The organism is Methylobacterium thuringiense (genome assembly GCF_022179645.1).
GTDB lineage: Bacteria > Pseudomonadota > Alphaproteobacteria > Rhizobiales > Beijerinckiaceae > Methylobacterium > Methylobacterium thuringiense.
Map to the genome: position 1 here is coordinate 118,097 of NZ_BPRA01000015.1, position 9,464 is coordinate 127,560.

Here is a 9,464-nt window from a genome sequence, read left to right on the forward strand (position 1 = left end):
GAAAGGGTCGCCCTATGCCGGAACTCACTTTGCCGACGGACGACATTCTTCGCGACGAGGCGTCCCAGTCGGGCCGGGCCGCGCTGGAGGCCTCCCTCGAAAAATTCACGCCCGACGTGCGCGACGCCTTCTGGAACGCCATCGGCCTCTATTATTCCAGCCGACGCCACCCCGGCGCCGACGAGCCCAAGACCGATGCCTCCCCTCCGGCCGTCGCGGCCTGACGCATTCCAGCGCTGCTGGCACCTCGAACGCCCCTCAGGCTGAGGCGCCGCGCGGCGGCCTCGTAGCACAGCCGCCGCCGATCCAAGGCCCACGCGGCGCGACGGTTGCACCCCCGTCAGCCATGCTTCGACGCTCGCGCCTCGGCATGAGGAGCGTGTGTAGTTGCAGGATTATGGCGCCGGAACCGTCCCCCCTCCCCCGCCAACCAATTCCCACCTCCCGCGAACCCACGCCCCTTTCCGGCGTTGAACCCCGCGGCGCCGCCCCGATGCGCCGCGCGATATCCGGAACGAGTGCGGACCCCGATGCGGACAGGATCGAAGATCGGCCTCGCGGCCCTCGTGGTGGCATTGGCCGGCGGGGTCGCGTTCTACGAGTTCGTCCTCTTCCCCGAGAGCGCCACCCTGGCATTCGCCGCCGGCACCGGCGCCAGCCCGACCCTGCCGCCGCCGAACCCCACCCTGATGCCGACGGTGAACATCGCCCGCGTCGCCGGTTGGCAGGACGGCGCCAAGCCGCAAGCGGCGCAAGGGCTCGCGGTCGCCGCCTTCGCCACCGGCCTCACCCATCCGCGCTGGGTTGTGACGCTGCCGAACGGCGACCTGCTGGTCGCCGAGGCGAACAAGTCGAGGACCGACGACCCCTCCACCGGCATCGCCGACTGGGTGGCCGACAAGGTGAAGAGCATGGCCGGGGCCGGCGTGCCGAGCCCGGACAAGATCACCCTGCTCCGCGACAAGGACGGCGACGGCAAGGCCGAGGAGCGCCACGACTTCCTCAAAGGCCTGCATTCGCCCTTCGGCATGGCGCTAGTGGGCGGCGACCTCTACGTCGCCAATGCCGACGCGCTGGTGAAGGTGCCCTACACGGAGGGCCAGACCGAGATCACGGCGACGCCGGAAAAGGTCGTCGACCTGCCGTCCGGCATCAACCACCACTGGACCAAGAACGTCATCGCCAGCGCCGACGGCCAAAAGCTCTTCGTCACGGTGGGCTCGAACTCAAATGTCGGCGAGAACGGCCTCGACAAGGAAAAGGGCCGCGCCGCAATCTACGTCTACGATATCGCTGCGAAGGATTTTCGCGAATACGCCACCGGCCTGCGCAACCCGAACGGCCTCGCCCTCGAGCCGCAGACCGGCGCGCTCTGGACCGCCGTGAACGAGCGCGACGAGATCGGCAGCGACCTCGTGCCAGACTATATCACCCACGTGCAGGAGGGCGGCTTCTATGGCTGGCCCTGGGCCTATTGGGGCACAAACGCCGACGCCCGTGTGCAGCCGGCGAACCCGGACAAGGTCGCACAGGCGATCGCGCCGGACTACGCGGTGGGCACCCACACCGCCTCCCTCGGCATCGCCTTCGGCATGGCCTCGTCCCTCCCCCAGGCCTGGAAGAGCGGCCTCTTCGTCGCCCAGCACGGCTCCTGGAACCGCCGCCCGAAGAGCGGCTACAAGGTGCTCTACGTGCCCTTCGCCGACGGAAAGCCCTCCGGACAGCCGGTGGACGCCCTCACCGGGTTTCTGGATGCCGACGAGAAGGCGCAGGGGCGTCCGGTGGACGTGACGCTCGACAAGAGCGGGGCTTTGCTGGTGACGGACGATGTGGGGAAGGCGGTCTGGCGGGTGACTGGGGCGCAGGGGATGTAAAAACCATTCCTAAAGACCGGGGTAGCAAAAGATTGCTACCTATCGATATTCAAGGAATATTTAGACAATAGATCTGTCCAGACACGGCTCAAAAGAAAAGTAAAACTGCCTATGGCGCATGACGTGGAGCAGAGTCCGGCCTTGAGAGTTTGAGAAGATTATCGTTCAAGATAGTCGACTCCGTAGGGACTGGAAGATGGCCGCGAATTTTTCGCCATCTCCATATCGCCGGTCTCATCCGCCGAATGTGCGTCGATAATCTCAAGAAAAATGGAATATATAATTTCTCTCTTTATTAGATCAAATACTTAAACAACTCCATTAATTTGCGCAACATATAGAATGTTATACCGTATCCGGTTGATCCGTTCGGTCTCATGGCCCTTTCCCGGATGCCTGCAGCGGAGCGAAAGGTGATCCGGGATCCAGCGTAACAAGGGCCGCGCCTGCGGCTCGAATGGAACGGCGCAGACGTTTAGACGCTTCGCGACGTCCTTGTGCTGGGTCCCGGATGGGGTTCCGCTGGCGCCCCACCCGTCCGGGGACGGGAGCGTGGTAGGCTGAAGGAATCAACCGGAAACCGTATTATTGACTGATATTGGTAACGCTCAGTTCTGAAAAATTCGTCGTAGAGGCAAATCTTACAAAGCCATTTCTCTGTTTCTAAAGAAAAAGCGTTAATATTACCGTCATAAGCGAAAGTCGTTAGAAACTGGTCACGCCAAAAAACTGGCTTTGCTCGCGAACTTCCAAACTAAGAATTTTTTCGACACCGTCCTTTTGCGAGACGCGCGCCAAATTCGTTCGTTACCGATAAAGGCCATGCACTCGACAAGGGGCAATCATCGTACGTATCTTCGGTGATGAGAATTGTCTTATCTTTGCTAAAAAATCCAAAAAACCAGCTTGGCGACTGCCGCCACAATTGTCCTGCGAGGTCCGCATCTCTATCAGGCGAAGTTCCGAGCCCACATTCTGTTCGGACCAATCCTCTACACCCATGGCCGATTGTCCTAGCGGTTGACCGGCCCTCGAGAGGTCCGGTCCTGCACAAAGAACCGAGCTGCCGATGACGTGGTGGATCCTGGCGACGCAGAGCTTTCTGGCGGCCGCCTCAGCGTTGTTCTCCATCGTAAATCCCCTGGGCGGTGCGCTGATCCTCGCGCAGATCACCGGGGATCGGACCCACGCGCAACGCACCGTGCTCGCGCGGCGCGTCATGATCTACGCCGCGATCGTCATGATGTCGTCGCTGTGGATCGGCGCCTATGTCGTCGACTTCTTCGGCGTCTCGATCTCGGCATTGCGCGTGGCTGGCGGCCTGGTCGTTGCGGCCAGTTGCTGGCGCTTGCTGAATGCGCCCGAGAAGAACGATGACAAGAAGCAGGCCCAAGCCGAGGATGCGCGGGGCCAGGACGACATCGCGTTCTTTCCCCTAACGCTGCCGCTGACGACGGGGCCCGGCTCCATCGCGGTCGCCATCGCGCTCGGATCGAACCGTCCGGCAGGGGGTGCCGCGTTCGCGGCCTTCGCGACGGGCACCTCCGCTGCTGCGCTGGCGATCGCGCTGACGATCGGCCTCACCTACAGCTGGGCCGACTGGATCACCGATCTGCTCGGCCAAGCGCGCATCAGGATCATCGCGCGGCTCGCGGCCTTCATCCTGCTCTGCATCGGCGTACAGATCACGATGAACGGCGTCTTGGACGCGCTGAGCGCGCAGGGGTGCTTCTCGGGCCGATCGTGACGGGGTATCGGATCGCTGGGCGGCCTGCCGCGCAGCTTCACCCGCTCAGCGGAACGTCGCGTGCCATTCCGGCCGAGGGTTCACGCCTGCCTCGCCCGCCTTCACCGAAAACTCTTCCCATAGAGTGGATACAGATACGTGTCGTCCGGCGGCTGCACCCCGGTCGAGCCCGTCGCGATGCCGGCGCCGGAGGGTGCCCCACCGGTTCCGGACGTGCGGCCGAAGGAGAGCCCGCCGGGATTGGACGCGGCCCCGCCCGTCCCCGCGCCGGACGTACCGCTTCCGCCAGCCGAGAGCCCGCCGGGATCGGCGATGCCGCCCGCCGACGGCAAGGTCGCGCCCGAGCCGGAAGGCGTGGCCGACGTGACCTGCGCCGAGGCCGGCGCAGCCAGCGACAGGGCGATGACGGCTCCTGCGAGTAGTCTCATTCCAAAAATCTCCTCCTGCGCGGCCGAGGCCGCGCCGTGTGGAGGGTCAACGTCCACCAGAGCGAGCCGGTTTCGGGCGCCCTCCCCTCGGGCCGGCAGCCGCGGGCCTCGGCTCTTCGGGCTGCCGGCCGGCGCGAACGCGCGCCGCCACGCCTGCCCGGACGGGCCGCTGTTCTCAGACCGCCAGCGCCGGCCGGCGGACATAGCCGCGCGAGATCATGCGGCCGGTCTCTCGCGTCCGGCGCTCGGCCTCCACGAGGTCGGCGAGCGCGTCGGCGATCACCCGGCGCAGGGCCAGGGCCGCATCGCCCCCCACGGTGCCGAGATAGGCCTGGGCGATATCTTCCACCGGGCAGGCCGGGACGCTCGGGTTCACCAGGGGCTGGGGCATGGTCTCGCTCCGACTCGCATTGAGAACGGATCCAGAACACGCCAGAGTGGTTAACGAGGGGTTAACGCCCTCCCCGCAATCCTGTGGATGACGCCGTTTCGCCCCCGCGCGCCACCCCGCCGCCGCCGGCCACAGCCGCTGCGCGGATCATCTTGACCAGACCCCGACGCCTCCGCTATCACCCGCCCGTCGTCGGCCCGTTCGCGGTGCCCACGACCGATCCAGGCCCGCCCGCGCTGGCGGCCGGGGGGTGGGAGAGGTGGCAGAGCGGTTGATTGTACCGCACTCGAAATGCGGCATGGGTGCAAGCCCATCGGGGGTTCGAATCCCCCCCTCTCCGCCAAGGTTTTTCGCTTCCAGTTTGCCTGCCAGGACGCCCCGTGAGGGCGTTTCCGTTGGCGCCCTTCCTTTTGAAAACCGAACCTTGCGCGGTTCAGCGCGGTGGCGGGAACGTCCAGAAGAATTCGCCGGTGCGGCCGCCGTTCATCGTGGCCTGCCGGGTCAGGAACCGGCACTCGGTCTGCAGCGCGGCCTCGCTCCAGCCAGTGCAGGAGATCATCTTGAGGGAGACCGGATCGTAGTCGAGCCGGTGCTCGGGCGGGGAGCGCACCATCAGGCCGGAGGGCAGCACGACGCAGTGGTAGACGCGCAGCGCGCAGGGCAGACAGCGGGCGCGCTCGAAATTGCGACGGAAGGCCTCCGGGCTATCGCCGGGCAGGCCGAGGATGATCTCGACGGCGAGGCTCGCCACGGCGTCGAGCTTGGCGAAGGTCTCGTCGAAGCGCCGCTCGTCGTAGGTGCGGTCGACATGGGCCAGCACGGCGTTGTCGAAGCTCTGCAGGCCGATGCCGACATAGGCGTCGCTGACGGAGGCCAGGAAATCCAGGTGCTCCTGGCGCACGGCCGCTGGGTAGACCTCGCAGATCAGCCCGTGTTTCTCGAAGAAGCCGCTCTCGTCCGCCGCGCGCCTGAGGTTGAGGAAGGCATTGCGGTTGAGGTTGAGCCCGGCGTCGACGAGCAGCGCGGCGTAGACCCCGTGGCGGGCAATCGCCCCGAATTCCCGGTCGAGATGCTCCACCGCCCGGACGCGCTTGGGCGATTCCATCACGCCCCACTCACAGAAGGCGCAGGTGAAGGGGCAGCCGCGATAGGTCTGGAGCACGCCGAGCCCGCCATGCTGGACGAGGTCCAGGGCGTAGGGCGAGGGCAGGCTGTCGAGGTCGGCGAGCGGCCGGGCTGGCGTCTCCCGCCATCCGGGGCCGTCCTTGACCGCGACGCCGCGCAGCGTCCCGAGCGCTTCGGGCGTGCGCGCATCGAGGGAAACGATATCGCGAAACGTTTCCTCGCCCTCGTTGATCACGAGCACGTCGATCGCATCACGCAAGCCGAAGAACGGTGGCTTCGCGAACATCACCGGGCGGGCGGAGGGGCCGCCGAACACCAGGAGCCGGCTCGGGTCGTCCTGCTTGATCAGGGCGGCGACGCGGCAGAGGAACGGCAGCGACCAGAGATAGGCCGAGAAGCCGACGATGTCGGGATCGAAGGCGACGATCTCGCGGGCGACCGTGGCGGGATCGGCCTCGTCGAGGTCCCAGACGCGGCAGGCGAGATCGGGAAAGCCGGCGGCGCGCACCGAGGCCTCGACCATGCGCAGGCCGAGATTGGGCACGAAGCTCGGCATCGCCGGATCGCGCTCGGGATATTGCGCGACGAGGGCGACGCGCCGGCCGGATCGGCAGGCCGTCATTGCCCTGCGGCCCGCCGCCAGGAGGGGCGTTCCTCCCGCCGGGGAAACGCCCACCAGAACTCGCCGGCCTTCCCGCCCGCGGCGAGCGAGCGGCGGCGCAGCTCCTGGCGCGTGCGGGCCACCGCCTCCTCGCTCCAGCCCTCGCAAGAACGGATCGTCATGGTCTCAGTGTCGAAGCGGATGTTCCATTCCGGCCGGCTGCGGGTCAGCAGCGCGTCGGGCAGCACGAGGCAGTGGTAGACCCGGACGTTGGCCGGCAGCGACAGGGCGTAGTCCAAGGTGCGAAAGAAGCCCTCGGGCGTGTCGCCCGGCAGGGCGGCGATGATCTGCAACTCGATGTTGGTCACGGCGGCCAGCGCCCGCACCGCCGCCTCGAAGCGCGGCGAATCCGAGGGCCGGTCGTGCAGCCGCAGCACGGCCGGATCCATCGACTGCATGCCGACGCCGAGATAGGCGGTGCCGATCTCCTCAATGAAGGCGAGGTGCTCGTCGCGCACGATGGAGGGGTAGATCTCGGCCCAGAACAGGGTCTCCTTGAGGAAGCCCGAGCGCTGGTTGGCGATGCGCAGGTTGCGGAACGCGCCGATGTTCAGGTTGAGCCCTGCATCGAGCAGGAAGACGGCCGGCGCCTCGTGTCGGCGGAACGCCTCGAGCTCGCCCGCGACGTAGTCGGCGGAGAAGGCCGCCTTGGTGTTCTCCTTCGAGCCCCACTCGCAGAAGCGGCAGGAGAGCGGACAGCCGCGAAACGTCTCGAGATAGGCGACCCCGCCCTGCGGCATCAGGCCGTGCGCGTAGGGCGAGGCGATGCGGTCGAGAGATGCGATCTGCGGCCGGCGCTCGGTTCGGAACCAGCCCGTTTCCGTCGGCAGCGTCAGCCCCCGCACGCTCTCCCACGCGGTGCGCTCGAAGCTCGGCAGCTTCGCGATGTCCTGGATGATCTCCTCGCCGTCGCCCTCGACGACCGCGTCGAGGTAGCCGTGCGCCGGGCCGTAGGGTTCGAGGTCGAAGAAGGCCGAGCGGGCAGAGGGTCCGCCGAACACGATCGGGAGCCTGGGCCGGTGGCGCCGGAGGCGACGCGCCACCTCGATCATCGCCGGGGCCGACCAGACATAGATCGAGAAGCCGACGAGGTCGGGTTCGAAGGCCAGGATCTCCTCGAGATAGCCCTCCAGGTCATCGGCGCGGCGGTCGATCTGCGCGACCTGGAGGCCGGCGAGATCGGGGTCGCCCAGCAAAGCCGCGTGGATGCGCCGGATACCGAAACTCGGCAGGCGCAGATGGCCGAGTTCCTGCGCATCCGGACGCGGGGTCAGGCAGACGAGGGCGACACGCCGTGCGCGGGTTGTGGGGAGGGACATGCGACTCGGGAGGGGAGCTGGCAGGCGCACTACGTCTTCGTGCGGCGGATGAGCGAATTCAAGGCGTTGCGCGAACGGCGCCGGCTGGATGCGTTCGGAGCTCCTGCGTCATCGCCTGTCGAGACGCAGATGGAGGTAGCGCAGGCAACCGAGGCGGTGCAGCTCCCGGAGCACGACGCCGCCACTCAGCTCCGCACGATCGTCGGGGGCGATCGTGTGGTAGCTCGGCCGGACGTGGGCAGTCGCGTCGGTCATGCCGAGCGCGAAGCCGGCCCGCTCGGCATTGCAGCGGATTTCGTCCAGAGAGGTCCATAGGGCGGGCCAGGGGCCGAAATCCGCCTCCAGCCTGTCCGCGAAGGCGGCGATCGTCCCTGGCGGCAACGGCGGCCTCGCGAGAACGAAGTCGCTCATCACCAGGACGCCGCCGCGCGGCAAGACGCGATGCGCTTCCGCGAAGAAGGCGCTCCGGCTCGCGAAATGAAAGGCCGCCTCGACGCAGAGGAGCCGGTCGAACGCGGCGTCGGCGAAGGGCAGACGGCAGGCGTCGGCCGCGACCCAGGCGGCATTCGCCGCCGCGGCATCGCTGCGGAGGCAGACCCTCAGCTGGCGTGCATCGATGTTGATGCCGAAGGGCATGACGCCGGGATGCGTCCGGCAGATCGCATGCAGGGTGCCGCCGAAGCCGCAGCCGACATCGAGCACACGGTCGCCGGGCTGAAGGTCCAGCATGGCGATCAGGTGTTCGCTCAGGCGCGCCTGGGCTCGGCCAAACCCGGCGCGGGCCTGGGACGGCCCCACGGCATCCGGCTCGTCCCAGTATCCGAGATGGACATGGTCGATGGCGGCGCCTTGGGCGATCGCTCCGAGAAACGCATCGAAATAGGCCGGGACCCGCGGCAACGCCCTAGCCCCAGCAATAGACGCCGTCCCCGGCGCGCGAGGCGGCCATGAACGAGCAGGCCGTCCAGCGCTTGGTGCCGCCGGCCACGGGAGTGACGTGGTGCAGCATGCGGCCCGACCGCAGCAGCACGAGCGTTCCGGCCTCGACGTCGAAGGCATGCCGGGCGAAGGCCGCGAGATCCGGCTTCGCTGCCGTGCGGTCGCGGTTCTGGAAGCGCGAAGACCACGCCTCGGATGGCGCATCGAAGACTTCGAGCATCCCACCCCGTTCGGCCTTCGACAGGGTGAGCACGAAGGAGAAGGTGTCGCCTTCGATCAGGGATTCGAGGTGGCGGTAGCTCGGCCGCATCCGCTGCTCGTTGTCGAAATGGGGCGGGATGTAGCCGCCTTCATGATGCGAGCGCAGGGTGGTGACCATGTAGGGGACGGCACCGGGCGGCCCGGGCGGCGCGGTGTAGGAGCGGCCGCCGTCGATGGCCGAGAGGACCGCCATGACGCGGCTTTCGAAGCCGCCATGGGGCGCCATCAGCGCCGCGAGGGACTCCGAGAAGCCCGGCGCCATGGAAAAATACGCCTCCAGGTCCGGATCGGCGAGGTTGAGGTTCATGCCGTAGAAGTGCGAGCGGAACGGCGCCGGGAACGACGTGGTCGGGAAGTCCTGCGCGTTCGCTTCGATCTCGGACACGATCCGCGACGATTCCGAGGCCGTGAAGACGTTTCGGACGACGACAGCCTGGATCGCGTCGGCGCGCAGCCGGCTCAAGGCGGTGCTGTGGGACGCCATCTCCGCCCTGTCGAAGGTGACCGTTCGCAGAAACGTCATCGCATACCATCTCGGCTCGACCGTCCGGACCTTTCTCCGTGAGCGCAGCAGCACAGGCCCGCACAGGCTACGTTTCCAGACATAGCGCTGGCCCTACGGATGCAGACCCGGGCGCCGTCGCCGCATGCCGGCTGCCTCGATTGACGAGGCAGCCCTTTCGTCGGAGGGCGCGTCCGCCGGCGGATGTGCCCGCCCC

General features: G+C 67.2%; 9 protein-coding genes and 1 tRNA gene. 4 read left to right on the forward strand and 6 right to left on the reverse strand.

Annotated features, from left to right (window positions below; translation table 11 throughout):
* Positions 1-14: 14 nt before the first annotated feature.
* The 3 genes from MFF07_RS16815 (at position 15) to MFF07_RS16825 (ending at position 3,621) form a co-directional block, all read left to right on the forward strand.
* Entirely contained in the window at positions 15-224 is a 210-nt protein-coding gene (locus MFF07_RS16815) for a hypothetical protein (RefSeq protein ID WP_147817517.1), read from the forward strand.
* A gap of 306 nt (positions 225-530) precedes the next feature.
* Positions 531-1,874 (forward strand): PQQ-dependent sugar dehydrogenase, encoded by a 1,344-nt coding sequence (locus tag MFF07_RS16820; RefSeq protein WP_238232407.1) that lies wholly within the window; start codon positions 531-533, stop codon positions 1,872-1,874.
* A 1,069-nt stretch (positions 1,875-2,943) separates the two neighbouring features.
* Positions 2,944-3,621, forward strand: a complete 678-nt coding sequence (locus tag MFF07_RS16825; protein ID WP_238232408.1) for a MarC family protein — start codon at positions 2,944-2,946, stop codon at positions 3,619-3,621.
* A 101-nt stretch (positions 3,622-3,722) separates the two neighbouring features.
* Here the strand turns inward: MFF07_RS16825 and MFF07_RS16830 are convergent, their stop codons facing one another.
* Both MFF07_RS16830 and MFF07_RS16835 read right to left on the reverse strand, forming a co-directional pair.
* Complete coding sequence (locus MFF07_RS16830; protein ID WP_238232409.1) at positions 3,723-4,049, reverse strand: hypothetical protein; 327 nt, start codon at positions 4,047-4,049, stop codon at positions 3,723-3,725.
* Positions 4,050-4,224: 175 nt separating this feature from the next.
* The gene (locus MFF07_RS16835; protein ID WP_147819172.1) at positions 4,225-4,440 is read right to left on the reverse strand and encodes a hypothetical protein; all 216 of its coding nucleotides are present in this window, start codon (positions 4,438-4,440) and stop codon (positions 4,225-4,227) included.
* Positions 4,441-4,693: 253 nt separating this feature from the next.
* Between MFF07_RS16835 and MFF07_RS16840 the strand changes: the two genes are divergently transcribed.
* A tRNA-Ser gene (locus MFF07_RS16840) sits at positions 4,694-4,783 on the forward strand.
* A gap of 90 nt (positions 4,784-4,873) precedes the next feature.
* Here MFF07_RS16840 and MFF07_RS16845 read toward each other — a convergent pair.
* The 4 genes from MFF07_RS16845 to MFF07_RS16860 form a co-directional block, all read right to left on the reverse strand.
* Complete coding sequence (locus MFF07_RS16845) at positions 4,874-6,187, reverse strand: B12-binding domain-containing radical SAM protein (RefSeq protein WP_147819174.1); 1,314 nt, start codon at positions 6,185-6,187, stop codon at positions 4,874-4,876.
* Positions 6,184-7,545, reverse strand: coding sequence for a B12-binding domain-containing radical SAM protein (locus MFF07_RS16850; RefSeq protein ID WP_147819176.1), 1,362 nt, complete (start codon positions 7,543-7,545; stop codon positions 6,184-6,186). Before MFF07_RS16850 ends, MFF07_RS16845 begins: the two co-directional genes overlap by 4 nt.
* 108 nt (positions 7,546-7,653) lie before the next feature.
* Entirely contained in the window at positions 7,654-8,445 is a 792-nt protein-coding gene (locus MFF07_RS16855; RefSeq protein ID WP_147819178.1) for a class I SAM-dependent methyltransferase, read from the reverse strand.
* Positions 8,446-8,449: 4 nt separating this feature from the next.
* Complete coding sequence (locus MFF07_RS16860) at positions 8,450-9,268, reverse strand: 2OG-Fe(II) oxygenase (RefSeq protein ID WP_238232410.1); 819 nt, start codon at positions 9,266-9,268, stop codon at positions 8,450-8,452.
* Positions 9,269-9,464: the final 196 nt, after the last annotated feature.